The sequence below is a fragment of the Sinorhizobium sp. NFACC03 genome, from assembly GCF_900103435.1.
In the GTDB taxonomy this organism is placed as follows: Bacteria; Pseudomonadota; Alphaproteobacteria; order Rhizobiales; family Rhizobiaceae; genus Ensifer.
Genome location: NZ_FMXF01000024.1, coordinates 74,523 through 96,754, shown reverse-complemented (window position 1 = coordinate 96,754; position 22,232 = coordinate 74,523). Strand labels below are relative to the sequence as shown.

Genomic DNA, 22,232 nt, shown 5'->3' with positions numbered 1-22,232 from the left:
TTGGTATCGCGGCGAGTCTGGACAATCTCGTCGAGAACGTAGCCGTCCTGGTCAACGGCACGCCAAAGCCAATGTTTCCGGCCGCCGATGGAAATCACCACCTCGTCCAGATGCCAGATATCTTTTCGCGACGGCTTCTTTCGGCGCAACCGCTTCGCGTAAGCCGCACCGAATTTGAGACCCCATCGCCGGATCGTTTCATATGAAACGACGATGCCGCGCTCCAACAGCATTTCCTCGACCAGCCGCAGGCTCAAAGGGAACCGGAAATACAGCCAGACCGCATGGGCGATAATCTGACGTGGAAAACGGTGGTTCTTGTAACTGAACGTCGGTTGGCTCATCCACGCCCAATTATCCGCCAACCATTAAGTCATCAACAACGTGACATCGCCCAACGTCGTCCTCGTCGGCGGCACGGGAATCGGAAAGAGCCATCTGGCCATTGCGATTGCCCGTGCACTGATCCGCAATGGGACACGCGGGCGCTTCTTCAATGTCGTCGATCTGGTCAATCGGTTGGAAACGGAAACCCGCAGCGGCAAGCAGGGGCGGACGGCCGACTATCTCAACCGTCTCGACTTCATCATCCTCGACGAACTCGGCTATCTGCCATTTGCCCAGTCCCGGTGGCCAACTGCTGTTCCATCTGATCAGCAGGCTCTACGAGCGCACCTCGATCATCGTCACCACGAACCTGGCCTTTGGAGAATGGCCGACAGTGTTCGGCGACGCCAAAATGACGACGGCGCTCCTCGACCGCCTGACCCACCACTGCGAGATCGTCGAAACCGGGAACGAGTCCTGGCGCTTCAAGAACCGCTCTCAAAGCTAAAGCCGAAGACACCCATTACCCGCACTTGGCCTACCCGCTGCAACCCCGGCCAGCGCCGGGCAGGCCAAGCGCTGATCTACACCACCAGGGGGGTCAAAATTGGATGCCGATAAGGGGTGAATTTTGGACGCTGATTGACACGAGACAGGCCGGCCACGCGTCATTGCGAGAAGCCGTAGCGGAGAAGGTCCTTTGCGTTCCGGAGGCGGAAGTCTGCGAAGTCGATCATTGCGACAGGGCGATATTGGTACCCCATGGATTCGACGGCGATCGACAGCCACACCGGGGGCGATGGCTCCTCTTGTCCAACATCGATCAGAAAGGATCCGTCGTCCCCCGCAAGGACGAAGAAGTCGAGCTGATACTCGTCATCGCCGTTTCGCAGCAGCGGCGGCGCCGTGCCCCATCGGGCGACATCTGGATCGAGATCGAGCAGGCAGGCAAAATCCCTCGCCTACTGCGATCGAAACAAGGCGGGACCATCGCACTTGATGGTCGCCAGCGGGGTATATGTTGGTGAAAGCGTGACCTTGTGTGGGACACCATCGTCCCTCCGGTCATTCGAGACACTCTTCATGGCATCCCTCGTAACGAAACGCAGAACTGGTCGACACCGGGTATGCCCGGAGTGCGTCAGCGTATTCGGAACGAGGTGCGCGCGAAGGTGATCATGGGCAGGAACGAATATAGAACATGGGCAAGGGCGTCAAGGACCTTCATGGGCTTTACGTGCGGGCCACTTTCCGCGCTAGCGCCAGAAACCCGAACAGGTGGGGCGATCGGTTGTCGCGCCGGTAGTTCAGCGAGAGCTTGGTGCCTGGGTTGAATCCCTCAAAATTCCGGTAGACGACCCCGGTTCGCTCGTTTAGGGCGACCGACTGCGGCACGATGCAAACACCCACGCCGACCGAGACGAGACTGATTGCGGTCAGGAAGTCTTGAGCCATCACCTGTGAGGCAGGGATGAAGCCGTTTCGCTTGCAGACGTCGAGAACGTAGTCCGCATAGCTCGGCCTCGGCCGTCGCGGGAAAAGCACGAACGTCGTATCTCGCAGCTCCCCGAGTTTCAATGGATCTGGAACATTGGCGTATCTGTCTGGCAGCGCAAGGACCAGGGACTCCTCGATCAACGTCTCGGATTTCAGCTCCGGATCCTCGATCGCGGGACGCGCGACAGCAATATCGATCTCCCGTTGGATCAGTGCGCGCTGCAGCTCGGCGTTGTTCATGGCAGAGAGAGCCAGCTCGATATCCGGATGGGCGAGTCGAAATGCCTTGATGATGTTGGGGAGGACGCCGAACGTCGCAGTGCCGACGAAGGCGATCCGGAGACGCCCTGCAACCCCCTCGCCGATGCGCCTCACCTCGCGCTCCGTCTGGTCGACGCGCTCGAGTATTTCTCTTGCCCGTTCCTGAAGCAACTCGCCGGCTTGGGTGAGCCTTATCTGGCTGCGGCTGCGGTCAAACAGGATCGCGCCTATCTCCTTTTCGAACTGAGCGATCTGGCGACTGAGCGGGGGCTGGGCAATGCCTAGCCGCGCGGATGCCCGGCCGAAATGCAGCTCTTCCGCCACCGCCAGAAAATAACTCAGCCGTTTGAAGTCCATCATCGTCCGTCAGGCATGAGCCAGCTCCGCCTGGGAGTGCCTCATAAGCTCCAGCGCCTCCTGAAAATAGGGTCGGAATGCGGAAGGGTTCTCGCTCATCGGAAAATGTCCAAGATCCTTCATGATGGCAAGGGTGGCGCCGTCAATCGCTTCCGCCGTACGGCGGGCGTCCTCGGGTGTGCAGGTCAGGTCGTATTCTCCGCACATGATATGCACCGGCGTTTTTCTCGTGTCGATCATTCCCAGCCTGCCGGTGAGGCTGTCATCCTTCGTGTAGAAACTGAGATCGCCGCGGAACACACCCGGCCCCGATTGCATGAACATCCACTGGGTGTTCCAGCGTTCGACAGACGGCGCCTGGGGAGCAATATTGGCCGACACGAGGGCGGCGCCCATCTCTCCGCCGTGGGCGTCGGGACGATGGAACCAGTCGATGTCATACCAAGCGGGCTGGAAATCGGACGCCTCGATGGCGATGAACCCGGCAAAGCGATCGGGATGCAGCGCCGCCAGTTGCAGAGCGATCCGGCCTCCCATGGAGCACCCCGCGAGCAGTGGCTTCTCCAGCCCCAGCGCACTGCAAAACGAGAGCACTGTTTCAATGTAGGTTCCGGTGGTCAGCAGGTATTCCGCCGTCTCGAAACCTTCCGGCGGCAGGGACTTGCCGTGCCAGGGCATGTCGAATGCCAGGAAGCGGTGCGAACTGGTGAACGCCTCGTCGTTGAGAATGAACCGCCATTGGCGGGTATCGGCTCCGGCGGTATGCAGGCAGACAACCGGGCGGCCCTGGCCGGCTTCCTCGAAGTAAACCCGCAATGGTGTGCCATCGACGGTCAGGCGGACATACCGGCCGGTGATCGGTTCGAGCGACGATGTCATGGGCGTTCCTCCCGTCGACCCAGTGCCATGAATTCCTTGAAATAGCGCAGGTTCTTCACGAGAGTCAGAATGTCTCCGTCGATGCGGCCGTGCCCATATTTCACGAGGCCGAAGATGTCATGGTACCCAGGCTCTGGCAGCGGGTGCCAGAATTTGTCCAGCGCCTCACCTTTGACCCTGAGCGCGAAGCGCCACGGCAGTTTCTTGCTCGGACCTTCCTTGATCTCAACCACGCGGCCCTTCTCGAAGGTGAGGTAGAATTCATCCCGGTCTATTTCGAGCAGCACGGTCTCGTTGAACAGGCGCCCGAGGCGCAGGAGATGAGGGGTGGCGTTGAGCCTCTCCGCCATGTCTTCGAGTTTGAACCGATGGAGTGCGTACGGCATTTCCGGTGTCATTGGCTTCCTGCCTTGCGCGCCATGAAGCGTACCTTGTCTTCGTCGAGGGTCATGCCGAGGCCAGGACCAGTCGGCACATGGATCTCGAACTCCTCGAAGACCAGCGGCTCCGCGACCAGATCGTCCACGAGAATACGGGGACCGAAGTGCTCGCTTCCCCATTCGAGCTTGGGAAGCGTCGAAAACACAGCCATGTGCGCTGCTGCGCCGATGCTGCTTTCCAGCAGGCATCCGCCGTAAAGCTCGATGCCGAATGCCTGCGCGATGCCGGCCGCTCGCTTGAGCTCAAGGAGCCCACCGCTTTTCACCAGCTTGAGGGAATAAACGCTTCCGCAGGCCTGCGAGGCGACGCTCGCCAGTTCCGTGTTGGTGAAGGCCGCCTCGTCGATGAGAAGCGGGATGCGGGTTCGGGAAGCGACGCGCGCCATGGCATCGCGTTGGGATGCCGGAACCGGTTGCTCGATCAGCGCCACGCCAAGTTCCTCGAGCGCCGGAAAGAGCCTGATGCACAGAGCTTCCGTCCACGCTTGATTGACATCGACGATCAGCCTCACGTCGTCGCCCAAGCCGCCGCGCAAGTGTTGCAGTCGCTTGACATCGGCATCCGGCGTGTTGAAGCCGAGTTTGATCTTGAAGTCCCTGTGCTGACGCAGACGTAGCTTCTCGCGTGCTTCTTCCAGTTCCTGCCCGGCATCGCCGGAGGCAAGCGCCCAGATCACGCCGATTCTGTCGCGGACCTGCCCGCCGAGCAATGCACTGGCGGGCAGGCCGAGCGTGCGTCCGACGGCATCGAACAGTGCCGACTCAACGGCCGCCTTCGCAGCGAAATTGCGCGTGGCCGCCTTTGACATGCGCACCGCATTAGCCTCGAACAGCATGGCATTCTGATCGGCGAGTGCGGGGGCGAGATAGTTCTCGATGACCGCCTGTATCGACTCCACGCTCTCCTCAGCCCAACGTGGCCCGCCGAGCGTGGATGCCTCGCCGATGCCCGTGACGCCGTTCTCAAGGCGAACCCTCACGAGGACAAATCCCTGGTGGGCAATCTCCGTATTCGAAAGCTTGTGCCGACGAATGGTAGGAGCCTCGAGAATGGTCGCCACAATGGAGCGAACCCGCATGTCCCGGGCGTTGACCGCAGAGTGGTCCGGAATTGAGGATGGTTCAGCGCTGGCGAGGGGCATTTTCCTATTGCCTTTCGAGCTGATCCGCTGAGACACGTCTCGGCGGATCGATGCTTGAGTGCTTGTTTGTTGATTACTCGGCGGCGACAGCGATAGCGCCCGCGGCCGGCTTGAGCTTGAAATCGAATTCCATAACAAGGTCGGTATCCGCGCCGGCTGCGGCCTTGTCCATCTTGCCGATAAGGCTTTCCTTGACTGCGAACACCGAGTCGTTGTCGAGATACTTGGTGTCAGCGTCATAGATCTGCGAGACGAGGCTTTGATAGCCATCCTTCTTGAGCATGAAGTGGATATGGCCTGGCCGCCACGGGTGGTGGCCCATATAGTTCAGCAGCTCTCCGGCGGCTCCATCATAGGGGATCGGATAAGGAACCGGCCGAATGCCGACGAATTCGTATTCGCCTCTTTCGTCGGTCAAGAAGCGGCCGCGAAGATTGTAGTCGGGCTGCTCAGGATCCTGCTGTTCATAGAGGCCGTTCGGAGCATCCTCCCAAACGTCGATCGTCACGCCCTCAACGGGACGCCCGGCGGTATCGCGCACGGTTCCGCGGACACGCACGGTCTCGGAGCCTTCGAAGCTCTTCTGAACAATGGAGGCGCCTTTCGGCAAAACCGGCGGGTTGTCTCGATAGAACGGCCCGAGGACAGTAGATTCGCTCTCACCATCCGTCACGGTGTGGTCGAGCATGTCGACCAGAACTTCGACGCCCAGGATGTCGGAAAGCAGAATGAACTCGTTGCGAGCGTCATCAGAGATGTGTCCGGCGCGGACGAGGAATTGACAGGCTTCAATCAGCTCCGCGTGGGTGATCTTCGCTTCGATGCAGAAGGCGTGGATGTGACGGATGAGGCTCTCAAGAATCTCACGGTTTCGGGCCGGGATATCCGAAGACAGCGCGGCGATTACAACATCCGAGATGTTTTTCTGGGTTACGTTTCGCATTTTCTCCTCCTTGCAAACTGTAAGTATGCGGCTCATCCTCACCACATAAACTCGGTCTCGACCTGCAGCAGGCCAGCCGTAGTCTTTCGCGTATTTTCCATGGCGCCGAATTTGCCTTTGAAGAAAAGCAGTGGTTCGTCGCCTCCGCTTCCCGCGAGCGACTGAACATGGCCCACGAAAATCGTGTGATCGCCGGCGAGGATTTCGTCGTGGACGATGGCCGAGAACGTGACGATCGCGCCGCGGATCACTGGAAGGTCATCGAGAGTGTCGAACAGATCATGCAGCTCCGCGTTTGGCTTGCCTGCGAAATGCCAGGCCACGGCGTCCATGCCGGACGCAAGAACGCTGACGGCGAAGCGGCCCGATTTTTGGATCTTCTCCAGCATTCGAGCCTTCTCGGCGATTGAGATGGCAATCAGTGGCGGATCGAGAGAAATCGACATGAACGCGTTCGCGGTCATGCCGTGATCGTGGCCGTCGCAGTGGGTCGTGATGATGTTCACACCGGTCGCGAAGACACCACAGGCGTCGCGAAACGTGCGGGGATCAAGCAGTCGCATGGTGCCCTCCATTGTCATTGGATCCTCGAAACGGCGGAAGCTCCGACCATCCTTCCAGTCGTTCCGCCTCCAGGAAGCGTCCTGCGGCCCTAAGGGCTCGAATCCGGGTGCTCGATACGACCTCTCCAGACTCGCAGCATACGGCCGGAAGGATGCGAGTATCGAAGTGGCTGGCGAGCAACGCCGGGTTTCCCTTCTTGCAGGAACCGAAGCGAAAATCCGAGCCGAGCCAAATGACCCGCGGCGAAATCCGACCGATTTCGCGAATGAAATCATTTGCTGTGCGGGCCCGATAGGCTGCGTCGAAACGGGCGACGACAATGTAATTGGGGCCGAGGGCGCTTATCCGCTCGATTTTCTCATCGATCGAATTGAGGGGGCGGGCACCGCACAGCAGGGCCTTGGGAGGCGGATCGAATGTGTAGACGACCGAGGGAACGCCGAGACTTTGCGCATTTAGCACAGCCGACCGGATCAACGCCTGATGGCCACCATGAACTCCGTCAAAGGCTCCGATCGTCAGAGCCGATCCGGAGAGCGTCAATTCTGTCTCATCGTGAATCTGCACATGAATGCGGGGGTGATGATCCATGGTCTCCTCCCATGTTCCCAGCCGTGGCGCCTTCTCCAGCGCCATCGATGAGTAAATCTAGCGCCTGACGGCATGCTCTGCGATGCCTGAAGCGGTATCGCATGATACCTATCAATCGCTCCCTTTAAGCGCATAGTTCTCTTCCTCGGAAAGGGAAGGAGTGCCCTTTCGGATCAAAGCGCCGCACCGGCACGCAGCCCACCCGGCCAAAATGGAGGAGTAACGACATGCACAATCTGGCTATCGCGTCCGAGGAGAACGCAAACTCGACCGACGCCTACACCGGTTCGGAGTTCCTGGAGAGCATTCAGGACGGCCGCGAGATCTACATCTATGGTGAGCGCGTCAAGAACGTCACCGAGCATCCGGCATTTCGGAATTCCGCGCGCATGGTGGCGCGCTGGTACGATCGCTTCCATGAAAAGAAGAAGGAAATCGGCGTGCTGACCGACACGGGGTCGGGCAAGTTGACGCATCCCTTCTTTCTCGGCTCCAAAACGAGCGAAGACCTCATCAAGTCACGAGACACTATTGCCGAGCTGCAGAAGGTCTCCTACGGCTGGATGGGCCGGTCCCCGGACTACAAGGCCTCGTTCCTCGGAACGCTGGGTGCGAATTCCGACTTCTACGGCGAATACGCCCAGAATGCGCGTGCCTGGTACGCCCGTACGCAGGAACGGCTCGACTATTGGAATCACGCTATCGTCAATCCGCCGATCGACCGTGACCGCCCGATCGAGGAGGTTCGCGACGTCTTCATGCATGTGGAGAAGGAAACGGACAAGGGGCTCATCGTCTCGGGAGCCAAGGTTGTCGCGACCGGCTCGGCCCTCACGCACTACAATTTCATCGCCCACTACGGCATCCCGATCAAGGACAAGTCCTTCGCGCTGATCTTTACCGCGCCGATGGACTCGCCAGGCATCAAGCTCATTGCCCGCTCGTCATACGAGTTCAACGCGGCCGCGACCGGATCGCCGTTTGACTACCCGCTTTCGAGCCGTCTGGACGAGAACGACTCCATCCTCGTCTTCGACAAGGTCCTGGTGCCCTGGGAGAACATCTTCATCTATGGAGACGTCGACAAGATCAACCAGTTCTTCCCGGCATCGGGCTTCGTCCCGCGCTTCACGCTGCATGGCCTTACGCGTCTGTCGGTGAAGCTCGACTTCATCGCAGGCCTCTTCTCTATGGCTGTCGAAGCAACGGGTTCGAAGGATTTTCGCGGCGTGCAGGCCGGCGTCGGCGAGGTCATCGCGTGGCGCAACACATTTCATGCACTGGGTGATGCGATGGTGAAGTCGCCCGTTCCGTGGCAGGGAACCGAAGGCTACAACCTGCCGAACCTCAATGCCGGTCTTGCCTATCGCGTGCTGGCCCCGATGGCATATCCGCGCATCAAGGAGTTGATCGAGCGTCACGTCGCGAGCGGCCTGATCTATCTGCCGTCTAGTGCTGCGGATTTCGAGAGTGAGGCTATTCGTCCATACCTCGACCGCTTCGTCCGTGGCTCGAACGGCTATGCCGCGCTCGACCGGGTCAAGCTCCTGAAGCTTCTATGGGATGCCATCGGCACGGAGTTCGGCGGTCGCCATGAGCTCTATGAGCGCAATTACGCTGGCAACTATGAAAACCTCAGGATCGAGACCTTAGGGGCGGCGACGGTAACCGGCGATCTCGATTCCATGCAGTCCTTGGTGAAAGACTGCATGAGCGAATATGACCTGTCCGGATGGACGGGTTCTGATTTGATAAATCCGGATGACATTAGCCTGGTCGGCCGGGGTACAGTCCAGGCAGCCTAGTGGTTCCATGGCAAGCTTGGTTCGGCTTCGCCTTACCGTAGCTCCAAATACTTGTCGCATGCCTCCAACCCTTGAGAACTGGGTTGGAGGCATGGGGATTTTGAGGTCGACCAGATCAAGGAAGCGGTCGACACGGTCGGGGGCAGCCCTCTACCATCCATTCGTTCGCCGTGATCCGCTTCTCCGACGGATTTCTGGCGGCTGACCGGTTCGAGTAGAACGACCCGAGATATCAGCCACTGCGGACCTTTGCGCCCTCGACAAGCAATGGCCGACTTGGGTCGCACTTTGCCGTCTACAGGGAGACTATCCAACGGCTGTTGTGTCGCGAAATCCGCCAAAAATCCCTATCGTATGAAAGTTGTCATGGTCGCTAGTGTAAACCGCCTGATCGCTTAAGGTAGTCTTTCGCTCCCTCCCGCAAACGAACCCTTATTGCTGAAGGACGCAGCTATCGCTGGATCGCACGCGATCTCGGGATCAGCAAGAACACCGTCAGCGACGTCGTCAGACGCAATCGCGCACCCGTCGAATGATTGGTTTGATAGCGCCGGTTGCAGGGTCAGCAAAAGTCTCTATCGTGCATCTCAATGTAGTCGTGGAATACCAAGATGAACACATTAAGCCGACCAGACCTCAGCGATATTAAAAAAGGAGACTGGGTAGATCGGCGTTTGCCTAAGGCATGGCGACCTTACACAAGGCTTGCACGGCTAGACCGTCCAGTAGGAATATGGCTCACACTGTTCCCTTGCTGGGCGGCGCTCGTCCAAGCGTCGCACGGGATTCCCGAGCTTCGACACTTGATCGTCTTTACTCTCGGCGCATTGCTGATGAGAAGTGCTGGTTCGACCGTGAACGACATCGCTGATCGAAAGTTCGACGGACACGTTGAACGAACACGATTTCGCCCCTTGGTGAGTGGGCAAATTAATGTTCCACAGGCGATTCTATTTCTTCTGGCACAACTCGTGCTGGCTGCATCGCTATTGCTTTTCCTGTCACCCTTTACCCTCTTGGTCGCTATCTGCGTTCTGCCTCTCGTCTTGATATACCCCCTCTGCAAGCGCTTCACGTACTGGCCTCAAGCCGTTCTTGGTGCGGCATTCAACTGGGGAATGCTCATGGCGTGGTCGGAGATCGCAGGAAAGATTCCGGCTGGCGCTTTCCTGACATGGGTCGGAGCAATCGCATGGCAGATTGGCTACGATACCGTATACGCCTACGTCGATATGAAAGACGACACGCGGTTGGGTTTGAAATCGACAGCGATCCTGTTCGGCGAACGCGGCAAGTCGTTCATCGGCCTATTCTACATTGTTTCCGTTGCGGCCTGGACGCTTGGGGGGTGGATGATAGGTATGACAATGCCCTACGCGTTTGGAATTCTCATAGTCGCGGCGCATTTGGCTTGGCAAACATGGCGCATCGACCTTTCACGCCCACACCTAAGCTATAGTCTGTTTCTGGCCAACATTTTCACCGGTGTATTGCTGGCTTTTGCCGCCTTCATCGGAACCTTATAACCACCAGGCCAGCACTCAAAGCGGCTTAGAGTGTCATTTCGCCCCGAGCCGGAACCGACCCCTATTTGGTGGCAATGACCGAAATCTCTCCTGCTCACTTCAGACGCCACCGGTTCCCCGCCGAGATCATCGCCCATGCGGTTTGGCTCTATTACTGGTTTCCGCTTGCGACATCGAAGATCTGCTTGCCGCGCGCGGCATTGAGGTCTCGTTTCAGACGGTCTCGGAATGGGCCGTGAAGTTCTGCCTCAAATTCGCCGATCAGCTCCGACGGCGCTCACGAGGCAATTTTGCCGACAAGTGGCAACTCGATGAGATGGTCGATGGTCGTGACGATCAAGGGAAAGAAGGACTGGCTGTGGCGCGCCGTCGATGCCAACGGTTACGTCCTCGATGCCCTGCTGCAAAGCCGAAGGAACAAGGCAGCCGCGCTGCGTCTGATGAGGAAGCTGCTCAAGGGGCAGGGTACCACCCCACGGGTTGATGGGGACGGACAAATTGCGGTCCTACTCTGCCGCGAAGGCCGAATTGATGCCGGGCATCGAGCATCGGTTGCATCAACAACCGCGCCGAAAATTCACATCTTCCCGTACGACGACGCGAACGGCGGATGATGCGCTTCAAGTCGGCCCGGCAATGCCAGCGTTTCGTCTCGACACAGGGCCAGATCGCCAATCTCTTCCTTCTTCACCGCAAACATCTCACCGCCGCAGATCATCGAAAGCTTCGCTTCCACGCCATCGCAACATGGCGGCAGATCACCATGTCAATCAACGCGTGAAGGCTGGTACGATGCCAGACGCGCGCCCTGTCCCAGCTTAAGGCGACGCCACCGATAGATTCTATACAATTTTCCGCTAACGATTTCACTGAACACTTCCCTTTGCCCAAGTCACTTTCACGGGTCGGCGCGCCTGGTCTGCCGCTATCCCGATGTGCCGCACTGCTGCATTGTTTAACTTTTAACGGGCTGATCAACCCGTCGGGTTGAGACCGTCTTTCAAGTCACGGCGAGGAAGAAACGCAAGTCGCTCCGGTCGAACATCCGGGCATTCTGCATTTTCGGACTGAGCGTGATCATGCCCGTTCCGAGCCCGTTTTACCGCCATACCGCGCACGGTAGTTTTCGATCGTGTCCATGGCGCCGCAGAACTCGACATTGTTCCAGTCGGGGTCGTAGAGATAGCAGGCGACATTGCCGCCTGTTTCCCCGTCGCCCAGCGGCGGATCGCTGTTGTGGCGCACCGGACCATAGTTGACTGGGAAACCGTTGGCACGCTGCTGCTTCGCGAAGGCGAGCACGTCCTCCAGCCGGTTTCCCGCCACTTCCAAGGCGAAGTGAAAGAAGCTCATGCCGGACGGTACGGCGGTCTTCCCCGCCGGGTCGTATTGTTCGATCAGCACGAGGCATTCATCATGCGCCGACGCGCTCATGTAGCAGCAGCGGATTGTCCAACCTTCCTTGTAGGGATGTGGTTCCCGCTCGCAAGTGCGACTATGAGACATGCCCGCGACCTGCTCGTACCAGGCGCGGCTGCGGTCGATGTCCCGCACGTAGATCGAAAGCTGGCCGATTTCGGAAACCAGTGATGGCTTGAAGACGCCGTAGTCCTCCGTCTTGTTCGAGAAGCGCCGGCTGGTCAGGGTCGGCCATAGAAGCACCAATTCCCGGAACCACTTCTTTTTGAGCAGGCTGCCGAAGCGTTGCTTGAAGGGCGGAAGAACGTTCGGTGGAACGAGCGCGGTTGTGCTCATGATCTGCTCTCCTCGATGATTTCGATCCAATGCTTGTCGGGGTCCTGAATGCAGAAGGCGCGCGCGGCGGGTTTTGCGGAGGCGAGCATGCGACCGTTGCGGATGGGCAGCCCCATGCGCAAGGCGTGTCCCCTGACTTCGTCAAATGCAGCAGCATCCCGGAGCGCCAAAGAGAAGTGCAGCATGGAATTGTTGTCCATCGTGAGCTTGTGGTGCTTCACCAAACAGATGTCATGGTGGTGGAAGCCGAAGGAGAAGAAGTGCATCTCCTGCTGCGACAGTCGCATTGCCGCGCTGCTGTCGGGATGGTTGAGCGCGGAGAACTGTAGGTCAAAGAGCTGCATATAGAAGGCCTTCGAGCGCTCCAGGTCTGTCACATAGAAGACGTGATGCTGAAGGTTGGTAACGGGAATGCGTGTCTGGATGTTCATGACGGTTCTCCTCGGCGCGCCTGTGTCTCGGCCCATGCCACATATTGTCTCGTGCGCCGCGCGGTCCTCACCTGGGCTTGGATGAGGGCCAGTGCCGGCGAGACCCACCAGCTCGGGGTCTTGCCCCTGCTCATTCTTTGCATCTGGGCGTCGATGACGGACCTCACGGCCAGCGAGGCAAGCGGCTTGCTCTTCCAGTTCACCCTCGGGGACACGACCTCCACGGGGTGACCGCGGTGCCAGGCATCCGGCAGGTCCGGTCTCAGGGCAAGCGCGGTTGCCATCCCGACGACCGCTATCCCCTCATTGATGGCGCGCTCTGCAACCGGCTTGCGCCGTATGCCGCCGGTGAGCATCACCGGCATCCTGGCGACAGATCTGATTTTCTTGGCGAACTCGAGAAAATAAGCCTCGCGCGCCAAAGTGCGATCATCACCGGTGCGACCTTGCATGGCCGGGCTTTCGTAACTTCCGCCGGAGACTTCCACGAGATCGACGGCGAGGTCGTTCAGCCACTCGACCACCCGAACGGCATCATCATTATCGAAGCCGCCCCGCTGGAAGTCGGCGGAGTTGATTTTGACTGCAACGCAAAACCCCGGTGAGACGCGCTGTCTCACCCCTTTGACGATTTCGACCAATAGCCGTGCGCGGCTTTCGAGCGAGCCGCCCCATTGGTCGGTCCGCCGGTTGGTCAACGGCGACAGGAACTGGCTGAGCAGGTAGCCATGCGCGGCATGGATCTCCACGCCAGTGAAGCCCGCTTCTTCGGCAATTGCCGCTGTCTCGACATAGCGGGTAAGAATGTTCTGAATGTCGCCCGCAGTCATTTCGCGCGGCAGCGCGAACATTTTCGAGAATTTTCCGAGCTCAAGCGGCACGGCCGAAGGTGCCAGCGCCGGCCGCCCAAGGTTTGCCCGCATCTGCCGCCCAGGATGGTTGATCTGCATCCAGAACTGCGCGCCATGCGCACGACCCGCCGCCGCCCACGTGCGCAGCGCGGTAATGTGCCGGCGGTTCTCCACGATCACGCCGCCCGGCCCAGTCATGGCGCTCGCGTCAACCATCACGTTGCCCGTCACGATCAGTCCGGCGCCACCCTCCGCCCATGAACGATACATGCGCCACAGTCTCTCGCCGGGGGCGTGCTCGGTGGTCGCCAAGTTCTCCTCCATTGCGGCCTTGGCAATACGGTTTTTCAGAACGGTACCATTTGGCAGCGTCAAAGGATGAAACAGTGGGTTGGCAATCATTGCGTTTCTCCTAGGCGGCGATCGTGACGCGTTGTTCACCAAGTTCAATCGCACCATCGGCACTGCTGATCCGTGCTGTGATCACATCGTCGGGCTTCAGATAGTGCGGGCGCCGCGCCTGGCCTTTGCGGAAGGCCGCCCACAGCTTCTTTTCCGGCAGCACAAGCTGCATCAGCTTGCGCACCAATGGCGGCGGGACGCGCAGCGCGCAGCCGGACGGTGTCCCGGTCAGGAGCACGTCGCCCGGCGCCACGTCGGAGAAGGTCGACAATTCCGTGATCGTCTCGGCCGGCTTGAAGACCAGGTTGCGCGTGTTGTCGCTTTGCCGCTGCGCGCCGTTGACTGAGAGGGAAAGGTCCAGTTGGTCAAGGTAGCGGAACTCGCCCGGGTCCGGCACGGTCAGATACGGCCCCATCGGGCAAAAGCCGCGATAGCTCTTGCCCTTGAAGAACTGCATCTCAGGAATCTGCACGTCACGGGCCGACACGTCGTTGGCGATCGTGATGCCGAAGACATAGTCGGCGAGGTTATCGGCCGTCACGGTGACCGGCCCGGTGATCGCCTTGCGAAAGACCAGCGCAAGTTCGATCTCATAATCAAGCAGAGCCACATGCGCAGGTCTGCGCACGATGCCGAATGGATCGTTCAGCGAGCAGTCGGACTTCTCGAAGAACATGTTGAAGGTCTTCTCGTCCGGATTCATGCCCGATTCGATCATGTGCTGGCGATAGTTCGCGCCCTGGCACAACAATCGCGCCGGCGTGGTGATCGGCGAGAGCACCTTCACATCCTCGAACGACACATTGGCCGTTCGGCGTGAGGCCGCGAGCCAGTCCACCTCGCCCCGCTCGATCACCGCCGCAGTCGTCTCATAGCGTTCGTCGAGGGGCGCGATGGCGTCGCCCCGAACGACACCCCAGTGTCGATGTCCGCTGATTTCGTAGCGAACGAGATTGATGGCCATGGTCTTATCCTTTGATTTCCTGGAGGAATTCCGTCTGGAAGGCGTAGCCGCCAAGTTTTTCGCGAAGCGGCGCCCCGTCTCCGTCGATCGCGATTTTCGCGAGCAGTCCGCGCCTCTGGTCCTGCACGACCGCCAGCGACTTCAGCTCGATACCCGCGTCCTCTGCTTCCCGGCGCACGGCGATCTCGATTTCCATCATCGACAGCGCCGGCTTGTAGATCTTCCCCACTGGGGTCATCGGTAGCGTTGGAAGAACTGTGATCGCCTTGGGATGGGCCGCGCGTTCAGGGATACGCGCGAGCACGTGCGCCAGAAGATCGGCGTTGGGAACAATCTGGCCGGGCTTGAGCTGGACATAGAGCACAGGCACTTCACCAGCGTGAGGGTCAGGGCGACCGACCGCCGCAGCAAGCTGAACGGCGGGGTGGTCCGCTACGGCGTTCTCGATCATCTTCGGATCGATGTTATGCCCACCCCGGATGATCAGTTCTTTTTTGCGGCCCGTCAGCCAGAAATAGCCGTCGACATCCTGGCGCGCGAGATCGCCGGTGTTCAGCCAGCGCTCCCCCTCGACTATGAGCCAAAGTCCCCTGTCATGTTCGGCATTTGCATAGCCGGCGAAGACATTAGGGCCGTTGATCGCTAGGACACCGACCTCTTCGGCTTCAGCAAAGCCCGCGAATTGGCCCGCTTCGTCAAGCCGGACAACCGCCATCTTCTGATAGGGAATGCGCAGGCCGATGGAGCCGATCCGCCTCTCCCCCGCAGGTGGATTGACACTGGAAACGCAGGCGCCCTCGGTGAGGCCATAGGCCTCCAGGATCTTGATGCCCGTGGTTTTCTCGAAATTACGGAACAGTTCGACCGGCATCGGTGCCGCGCCGCAGAAGCCATAGCCGATGCTGGAGATGTCTCTGCCGGCGATGGGTTCCTGGATCAGTGCCGAGTAGACGGTCGGAACGCCGGAGAAGGCATAGATGCGATAGTGCTCGACGATCTCCCAGAACGACCGGATGATTCCTTCGCCCCGATAGCCCTGCGGCGTGCCAATAACGACATGCGCGCCCTGACTCCACGGAGCGAGGCCCGTAACCAACTGGCCGTTGACGTGAAACAGCGGCAGGCCACAGAAGATCGTCTTGCCCGCGCCCAATGCCTCGCCGACGAAGGTGCGCGTCGACCAGGTGTCGAACACCTCCGAAAAATGGGTGCGCTTGGCGATCTTGGGCGTGCCGGTCGTGCCGCCCGTGCAGAAATAGGAGGAGATATCCGTCCCTTTCGGCGGATCGAAATTCAGCCGGTCGCCGCGCTCCCGTGCGATCTCCTTGCGCAGGCTGAGCACCGACAAGGAAAGACCGGCGGTCTGCGTCTTTCTGAGCCTGGACATCATACGGAAGGCGAGACCGGCGAAACCCCGCACATAAGGCCCGACGCTGACGGTCAGAATTCCCCTTAGCCCGGGCACTTTGGCCGCGGCCTCGGTGGCTTTTTCCCAGATGTCGGTTCCGGGTGTCGCATCCAGCGTCACCAGCCATTTCGCCTTACCTGCTTCCAGAAGCTCGGCGATCTGCCCGGCCTCGAGCAGCGGATTGATCGCAAAGGCTATGCCGGCTGCCTCGCCGCCCCAGATGACGAAATGGGTCTCGGGAAGATTGGGGAGCACGAAGGCGACGATATCCTGGCGGCCTATGCCAAGACGCCGCAACACATTGGCCGTGCGCGTGATATCGGCAAGAAGTTCCGCGTGGGTCCACACGACAGGCCGGCGGAACTCGGCAGTGCGCAAGAAGAAGGACAACGCCGGAGCTTTCGGCGCTATCGCCGCACCTTGTTTCAGCATCTCAAAAGTGCTTTGCGGCAACCCGCGCCGTTGCAGCGGGGTGCGCTCGAGGGCCTCGATATCGGGCAAGGCGTTGACCGGGCGCTCAGGCGCGCCATCATTTTTTGCAAGCACTGATCTTCCTCCCTGAAGATTGCCGGCGATTATCTGGACAGAGGCGGCAGCTCCGTATTGGCGATCGCAGCGGCCTCCTCCGGCGACAGACCAAGCCCACGCAGGGCAAACTCCACCGCATCCGATCCTGCTTCGCGCCAGGTCTTGTGCCCCTCCAGCACCAGAAACATTGCCGACAAGCAGGAGCCGCCAATGACGGCGAGCAAGGAGACGAACTTGCCCGGCTCAAACGCGTAACGTCCCGTCGCCACGCCATGCTGCAGATCCATCGCCGGCGGTCCGGCCCACACGCCCTGCAGGGCCATGTTGCTGTAGGCGAAACGGACGATGAACCGCCCCCAATGGGGCTCCTCGTGGGCGCGGCGAACGAAGAGGCGGAGGCCGACGGAAAGACGGGCGGCCGGATCGTCGATGCCGGCGGAACTTGCCGAAATGCGGCGGTGCATTTCATCGGCCAGATTGGCTGCCACTTCCTCGAACAAAGTCTCGGGCGCCTTGAGGTTGTTGTAGACCGTCCCCCGCGCCACGCCAGCCGCCTGGGCAAGCTCGCTCACATTGAGCTGCGTCGCGCCGCGCTCGGCAAAGATGCGCATGGCAGCCTCATGAAGCTTGGATTGTGCCGTGTTCATTCTGAGCACCGATGTCCTGTTGCGATCAGCTATTGACATTATTGAACACTACTGTGCAATTTATGTCAACAGTGTTTATCAAGTGGCGATCGGTTGGCGCCGGTCGACCGCTGGGAGGATAAAGAAATGGAAAACAGCGTGCCGGTGAGCACTGATGTGCTGGTGGTGGGGTGTGGCCCTGTCGGCGCTACGCTCGCGCTCATGTTGGGTCGACGCGGCATATCCACACTCGTCATCGACAAAGCGCCCGACATCTACGCGGCGCCGCGAGCGATCGCTTTCGACTTCGATGCATTGAGGATCCTGCAGTCGGTCGGCCTGGACGAAAATGACTTCGACCAGGTGCGGATACCTTACGTGCGTATGGTTTCGCCGACCTTCGGCGAATTCGCGCGGATCAACACGGCGCGCGAAGTCGACACGCATCCGATGCAAATCACTTTCTATCAGCCCGATCTCGAGCAGGCGCTGCGCCGCAGACTGACCGAGATCGAATCCGTCACCTTTGCCTCTCAAGCCGAGCTGATTGATTTCCGGCAGAGTGATGAAGGGATCGCCGCCCAGATACGCCTGGCCAATGGTCGGGTCGTGGAAGCCCGGGCACGATATCTGGTGGGGGCCGACGGCGCGAGTTCCAATGTGCGCACCATGATTGGCCAGGATTTCAAAGGCAAGAGCTTTGTCGAGGACTGGCTGATCGTCGATGCGAAAAATGCGCGCGAGCCGATCGATCATGTCGAGTTTCTCTGTGATCCCAAGCGCCCGACACCGCATATGATCGCACCGGGTAGGCGCCAGAGGTGGGAATTCATGCTTTCCAAAGGCGAAAGCCGGCAACAGATGGAAGACGACGCGGAGGTCGGCCGTCTGCTTGCGCCATGGGGTGGGCTTGCGGCAATGGAGATCGAGCGCCGGGCAGTCTACCGCTTTCATGCTCGAAGCGCCGCTTCTTTCCACAGCGGTCGGGTATTTCTGGTGGGCGACGCCGCGCACATCACGCCACCCTTTGTCGGTCAAGGCCTGGTCTCAGGTCTCCGCGACGCGGCAAACCTCTCATGGAAGTTGGCGTTTGTGGTAAGGGGGGATGCGGGAGCCCATATTCTCGACAGCTACGACGCGGAGCGCCGCCCGCACAGCAAGGCCATGATCAATCTTGCCCGCATGATGGGCAAGCTCATCATGCCCCGTAACCGCTTCGCCGCCTTTGCCAGTCACGGCACAATCAAGCTAATGCGGACAATTCCCGGCCTGCGTGGGGTCTTGGAAGAACAGGGTATTCGGCCCGCCAATAGATATCGCCGGGGTCTGTTCCTGAAATCAGCCCGAGGGGATTGTCCGAAGCCAGGCTATCTGTTGCCTCAAGTCTGGCTCGTCGATCGGCAAGGGAACCAGCAGCGCAGTGACGACGTGCTCGGACGCAACTTTGCACTTGTCGGTTTCGGCACTGATCCTGAGCAGTATCTCGATGCGTATTCACATTGTATCCTCTCCAGCCTTGAAGCGAGCAAGATTTGGATTGCGAAGCCGGATCAGGCTCTAACCGGCCCAGGAGCATTCATGCCCAAGAAGGCAGCACCCGTCCCTCATGCCGGAACCGGAAACGTCGTGTTCGTCAGACCGGACCGGGTCGTGATGGCAGCCGGCAGGGCCGAAGAGGTAAACCAGATGCTGCGAGCCGCTGAGCAACAGATGCGGGGATCTGTTGCCTAGAGACCCGCAGCTTTACCGCTGCAGGGCTTTCGAGCCAACAGTGGTTCGCATTGTGCCCGTCCGACCTTGGGGCATCGGCAATTCCAATTACGCGTGCCGCACGCAAGGACGGGGCGAAAACCCTTTGAGGTCGAAGGCAGCTCAGCCCGGTGATCGTAGCAGCACCCACAGCCGATCTCGCGGGCCGGGTCGCAGTGCCGCAGTGGCCGCACCGATGCCGATCGACAGTTGCGAAGTGCGGGAGTTATTGCGGCGGGAATTCCCTACAGCAACAACGCGGGCGATCACTGATGATCAAATACCATGAAGAGCTCCGACTGCGCGAGTCCAAGGGGGACGGCCGATACATGAACGAATTGAACAAATCTCCGCGCAGCCTTTCCCGTCGTTCAGAACAATCAGAAACCGATATTAAACTTAGGCCCCGCATTTATTTTTGCATTCTGGTGGCTACGATTTCCTCTTGCGACGCCTTATCGAAACCGTCATCAGTTCAGGCGAGCGAGGTCAGGATTACAAACCGCTCCAACGAGCTAGGAATATGGAGCACAGCGCCTGCCAAGGGGCGGTGCAATAAATCAGTCGCAAAGAACATCGTCGGCCGCTCGGGGCTACTCTTTCCAGTGCTCGTCTATGCGGACGAAGACGTTCTCGTATATCAAGGCAGAACCATTGCGGTCGAACCTGAGACAATTAAGTTCGGGAACGCTAGAGGTTGCCCGGTGATCGGGGTGGACCGGCGAGTTATCAGGCAGCAATAGAGCCGTGGGATATTTCCTTCTGGTATCAAGATTGCCGCTCCAACAACAAGGAGCGCTGAAATGACAATATCTTATCAATCCGCTTGCCTTCAGCCGGCGACACTGAAGAATTATCGCTGCCAAATCCGACGCTTTGGCAGATTGCGGGAGGCAGAGGGCGTCGCCCCTTCGGAATTAACGGCAGATTGCGCGGCGACAATCTCATCCTGATCGTAACTAGAGGGTCGACGGTTCGTATCCCTTCAAGGCGCTTACATACAAACATGATGCGTCCGTCTGGCACGCGCAGGTTGGGGTGCTAGGCGGTCGCGCCTGAGCATGGACCGCAGGGTCTTGGCGCGGGCTTCGGCGTCAACTTGGCACCGCCACGTCGTTAGCGAGGTACCCCGTATTCGCCGCTAAGGCTCACCAGGTGTTGATGGAGCCGGTCGATCACGGCTGTGCGAGCGCTCGCCCGTCGCTCTATGAGTCCGATCTGGCGATAAATGGCCGGATCGCCGAAAGGTACCGCCACTACCTCGCCAGGAGATTCTTTCAACGCGCTCCACGGTGCGATCGAAGCTCCGAGCCCATTCACGACGCAGGCGACCACCGCTGTGATTGTGTCGATTTCGGCAATGACATTCGTGACGATACCGCGTCTTGCAACTTCCGTTTCGATGATGTTTGCCAGGCGAAACCGGCTGATGAACTTCACATATGGCAGTTCCGAGAGCAATTCCGCCGCGGACCTCACGCGCGTCCCTTTTGGAGCGATCACAAAAAGGGGTTCCTGAATGAACGGGCTCCAGCGCAACGTCGAGGGAACACCGGAATATTCAGCGACCATCGCGGAATCGAGACGTCCCGTAACGACATCGTTGAGCAGTTCGTCGGTATTCGCCACATGCAGTTTGATCCTCAGATCCGGGAAGTCGTTCTTAAGCGCGATGATCGCCTTCGGCAGAAGAGAAAGAGCACTTGAGCGCACTGAGCCGATCGTGAACGTTCCGCCGATCGCTCTGCCGGAAATAGCATCAACAATATCATCGGCAGCGCGCACAAGACCGTGTGCTGCCTCCAGCATTTGAAGTCCGTGGCTGTTCAGTGTGATCGGCCGCGTGGAGCGGTCGAACAACTCGGCCCGCACCTCGGATTCCAATGCCTGGATCTGTTGGCTGATAGCAGAAGGTGTGAGACCCACGGCTTCGGCCGCCTTCGCGAACGTCCCATGTTCCGCTATCGCGAGAAACGTTTTCAGCTGACGGATGTCCATGCTGGGCTCCACAAATTAAGAATAACTGTTCATCTTGGTCAGAATTATTCGCTTTTTTCAAGCATAGGTTATGTTACCGTCATGGCCAGAAAGTGTCTACGGGAGTTGGACACAAAGGGAGGATGTGGTTAGGGACACTTGGTGCTCCGCGTCCTCGTCATTTCCAATAGAGGTGCGCATGCGAAGCCAAACCATTCTCGTCACAGGTCCGGCGCTCAACGAGCGCGCCGTGAAACTCGCCGAAGATAGCGGCTACAGCCTGGTCTATGTACCGCCCTATACGAGCGAAGAGGATCTCGTCGGCATCGTGGCCGGAGCGGATCCGGTGGGCGTAGTCGTTCGCATGGGTCGGTTCGGGGCCTCGGCAATCGCCGCTGCTCCGTCGCTTCGAGTGATTTCCAAACACGGTGTTGGGGTGGACAACATCGATCTAGAAGCTGCCTCTCGTCGCGAAATTCCTGTCGTCGTCGCAACCGGTGCGAATGCCCAATCGGTCGCCGAACATGCAATTGCGCTCCTGCTGACGACCGTCAAGCGCATCCTGCCGCTCGATGCTGGGCTTCGGGATGGCAGGTGGGAGAAGCCGGGCTTTTCGGGCAAAGAGCTTTCCGGCATGACCATGGGCCTTATCGGGTTCGGAGCAATCGCGCGCCATACAGCAGCGCTTGCAAAAGCCTTCGGCATCCGCGTCAGTGGCTACGACCCGTTCGCAGAAGATGCCACCTTCGCCGACGCCGGCGTCTCTCGCGTCAGGACCGTGGAAGAAATCCTGGCAACGTCGGACATCGTCAGCCTGCACTGCCCGCTTACGCCGGAAACGCGAAACCTGCTCGACGACAAAGGCTTCGGTCAGATGAAGTCTGGCTCTTACGTGATCAATACGGCGCGCGGCGGCCTCATCGACGAAGACGCGCTGCTGCGCGCAGTTGCAAGCGGCCATATCGCGGGCGCCGGACTCGACACGTTCCAGGTCGAACCGCCCTCTGCGGAGCACCCGTTTTGGCAGGAACCGAAGATCGTCGTCACGCCGCACATCGGCGGCGTCACACAGGAGGCGAACGTTCGTGTCGGCGTCGATGCGATCGAAGGAATTCTGGCAATGGTCCAGGGGCGTGGTCTCGGCCGCGAGAGGATCGTGAACTTTCGCGCTTTGGCGAAGGCCACCGCCTGATCGTCTCGCATCAATCA

At 59.4% G+C, this 22,232-nt stretch carries 20 protein-coding genes and 3 pseudogenes; 8 read left to right on the top strand and 15 right to left on the bottom strand.

The genetic code is table 11. The features are described from left to right. A pseudogene (locus BLU35_RS25580) lies at positions 1-355 on the bottom strand (IS6 family transposase); the annotation flags it as partial. A gap of 41 nt (positions 356-396) precedes the next feature. Between BLU35_RS25580 and BLU35_RS25575 the strand changes: the two are divergent. After that, positions 397-835: pseudogene (locus tag BLU35_RS25575) on the top strand (ATP-binding protein); the annotation flags it as partial. Positions 836-1,136: 301 nt separating this feature from the next. Next, positions 1,137-1,355, top strand: a complete 219-nt coding sequence (locus BLU35_RS35755) for a hypothetical protein (RefSeq protein ID WP_176907433.1) — start codon at positions 1,137-1,139, stop codon at positions 1,353-1,355. 205 nt (positions 1,356-1,560) lie between these two features. Here the strand turns inward: BLU35_RS35755 and BLU35_RS25565 are convergent, their stop codons facing one another. The 7 genes from BLU35_RS25565 to BLU35_RS25535 form a co-directional block, all read right to left on the bottom strand. Beyond that, positions 1,561-2,445 (bottom strand): LysR family transcriptional regulator, encoded by an 885-nt coding sequence (locus BLU35_RS25565; protein ID WP_286161618.1) that lies wholly within the window; start codon positions 2,443-2,445, stop codon positions 1,561-1,563. 6 nt (positions 2,446-2,451) lie between these two features. Further along, a complete protein-coding gene (locus tag BLU35_RS25560; RefSeq protein ID WP_093235001.1) occupies positions 2,452-3,321 on the bottom strand; it encodes an alpha/beta fold hydrolase in 870 nt (289 codons plus the stop codon). Beyond that, the gene (locus BLU35_RS25555) at positions 3,318-3,719 is read right to left on the bottom strand and encodes a hypothetical protein (RefSeq protein WP_029616264.1); all 402 of its coding nucleotides are present in this window, start codon (positions 3,717-3,719) and stop codon (positions 3,318-3,320) included. Before BLU35_RS25555 ends, BLU35_RS25560 begins: the two co-directional genes overlap by 4 nt. Continuing rightward, positions 3,716-4,840, bottom strand: coding sequence for a muconate/chloromuconate family cycloisomerase (locus BLU35_RS25550; protein ID WP_286161623.1), 1,125 nt, complete (start codon positions 4,838-4,840; stop codon positions 3,716-3,718). Before BLU35_RS25550 ends, BLU35_RS25555 begins: the two co-directional genes overlap by 4 nt. Positions 4,841-4,976: 136 nt before the next feature. Then, positions 4,977-5,846 (bottom strand): dioxygenase family protein, encoded by an 870-nt coding sequence (locus tag BLU35_RS25545; RefSeq protein ID WP_093234999.1) that lies wholly within the window; start codon positions 5,844-5,846, stop codon positions 4,977-4,979. A gap of 38 nt (positions 5,847-5,884) precedes the next feature. Continuing rightward, positions 5,885-6,409: a flavin reductase family protein gene (locus BLU35_RS25540; protein ID WP_093234998.1), complete on the bottom strand. Its 525-nt coding sequence runs from the start codon at positions 6,407-6,409 to the stop codon at positions 5,885-5,887. Beyond that, complete coding sequence (locus tag BLU35_RS25535) at positions 6,396-7,001, bottom strand: FAD synthetase family protein (RefSeq protein WP_210185160.1); 606 nt, start codon at positions 6,999-7,001, stop codon at positions 6,396-6,398. Before BLU35_RS25535 ends, BLU35_RS25540 begins: the two co-directional genes overlap by 14 nt. A gap of 227 nt (positions 7,002-7,228) precedes the next feature. On the opposite strand from BLU35_RS25535, the gene BLU35_RS25530 reads away from it, so the two are divergent. The 4 genes and pseudogenes from BLU35_RS25530 to BLU35_RS25515 all read left to right on the top strand — a co-directional run bounded on the left by BLU35_RS25530 (position 7,229) and on the right by BLU35_RS25515 (position 11,113). Then, positions 7,229-8,806, top strand: coding sequence for a 4-hydroxyphenylacetate 3-hydroxylase N-terminal domain-containing protein (locus tag BLU35_RS25530; RefSeq protein WP_093234997.1), 1,578 nt, complete (start codon positions 7,229-7,231; stop codon positions 8,804-8,806). Positions 8,807-9,240: 434 nt separating this feature from the next. Beyond that, positions 9,241-9,342: a helix-turn-helix domain-containing protein gene (locus BLU35_RS25525; protein ID WP_286161622.1), complete on the top strand. Its 102-nt coding sequence runs from the start codon at positions 9,241-9,243 to the stop codon at positions 9,340-9,342. Positions 9,343-9,417: 75 nt separating this feature from the next. Further along, positions 9,418-10,332: a 4-hydroxybenzoate octaprenyltransferase gene (gene ubiA, locus BLU35_RS25520; protein WP_093234996.1), complete on the top strand. Its 915-nt coding sequence runs from the start codon at positions 9,418-9,420 to the stop codon at positions 10,330-10,332. A 74-nt stretch (positions 10,333-10,406) separates the two neighbouring features. Then, positions 10,407-11,113, top strand: a pseudogene (locus tag BLU35_RS25515) (IS6 family transposase). A gap of 296 nt (positions 11,114-11,409) precedes the next feature. On the opposite strand, the gene BLU35_RS25510 reads toward BLU35_RS25515, so the two are convergent. From BLU35_RS25510 to BLU35_RS25485, 6 genes are read right to left on the bottom strand one after another with little or no spacing between them, the layout of a single operon-like run. Beyond that, a complete protein-coding gene (locus BLU35_RS25510; protein WP_093234995.1) occupies positions 11,410-12,087 on the bottom strand; it encodes a VOC family protein in 678 nt (225 codons plus the stop codon). Continuing rightward, positions 12,084-12,518 (bottom strand): VOC family protein, encoded by a 435-nt coding sequence (locus BLU35_RS25505; RefSeq protein ID WP_093234994.1) that lies wholly within the window; start codon positions 12,516-12,518, stop codon positions 12,084-12,086. The genes BLU35_RS25510 and BLU35_RS25505 overlap by 4 nt, the downstream gene beginning before the upstream one ends. Next, positions 12,515-13,771, bottom strand: coding sequence for an NADH:flavin oxidoreductase/NADH oxidase family protein (locus BLU35_RS25500; RefSeq protein WP_093234993.1), 1,257 nt, complete (start codon positions 13,769-13,771; stop codon positions 12,515-12,517). Before BLU35_RS25500 ends, BLU35_RS25505 begins: the two co-directional genes overlap by 4 nt. Positions 13,772-13,781: 10 nt before the next feature. Beyond that, a complete protein-coding gene (locus BLU35_RS25495; protein ID WP_093234992.1) occupies positions 13,782-14,735 on the bottom strand; it encodes a fumarylacetoacetate hydrolase family protein in 954 nt (317 codons plus the stop codon). 4 nt (positions 14,736-14,739) lie between these two features. Then, positions 14,740-16,689, bottom strand: a complete 1,950-nt coding sequence (locus BLU35_RS25490; protein WP_093234991.1) for an acyl-CoA synthetase — start codon at positions 16,687-16,689, stop codon at positions 14,740-14,742. 29 nt (positions 16,690-16,718) lie between these two features. Then, positions 16,719-17,318: a TetR/AcrR family transcriptional regulator gene (locus BLU35_RS25485; RefSeq protein ID WP_210185159.1), complete on the bottom strand. Its 600-nt coding sequence runs from the start codon at positions 17,316-17,318 to the stop codon at positions 16,719-16,721. Between the two features lie 126 nt (positions 17,319-17,444). Between BLU35_RS25485 and BLU35_RS25480 the strand changes: the two genes are divergently transcribed. Then, the gene (locus tag BLU35_RS25480; RefSeq protein WP_093234989.1) at positions 17,445-19,028 is read left to right on the top strand and encodes a bifunctional 3-(3-hydroxy-phenyl)propionate/3-hydroxycinnamic acid hydroxylase; all 1,584 of its coding nucleotides are present in this window, start codon (positions 17,445-17,447) and stop codon (positions 19,026-19,028) included. A gap of 1,134 nt (positions 19,029-20,162) precedes the next feature. Here the strand turns inward: BLU35_RS25480 and BLU35_RS25470 are convergent. Then, on the bottom strand, positions 20,163-21,044 hold the full coding sequence (locus BLU35_RS25470; protein WP_093234987.1) for a LysR family transcriptional regulator: 882 nt from the start codon (positions 21,042-21,044) through the stop codon (positions 20,163-20,165). Between the two features lie 178 nt (positions 21,045-21,222). Here BLU35_RS25470 and BLU35_RS25465 point away from each other — a divergent pair, with 178 nt between their 5' ends. Continuing rightward, complete coding sequence (locus BLU35_RS25465; RefSeq protein WP_176907431.1) at positions 21,223-22,215, top strand: hydroxyacid dehydrogenase; 993 nt, start codon at positions 21,223-21,225, stop codon at positions 22,213-22,215. The last annotated feature ends 17 nt before the right edge of the window (positions 22,216-22,232 follow it).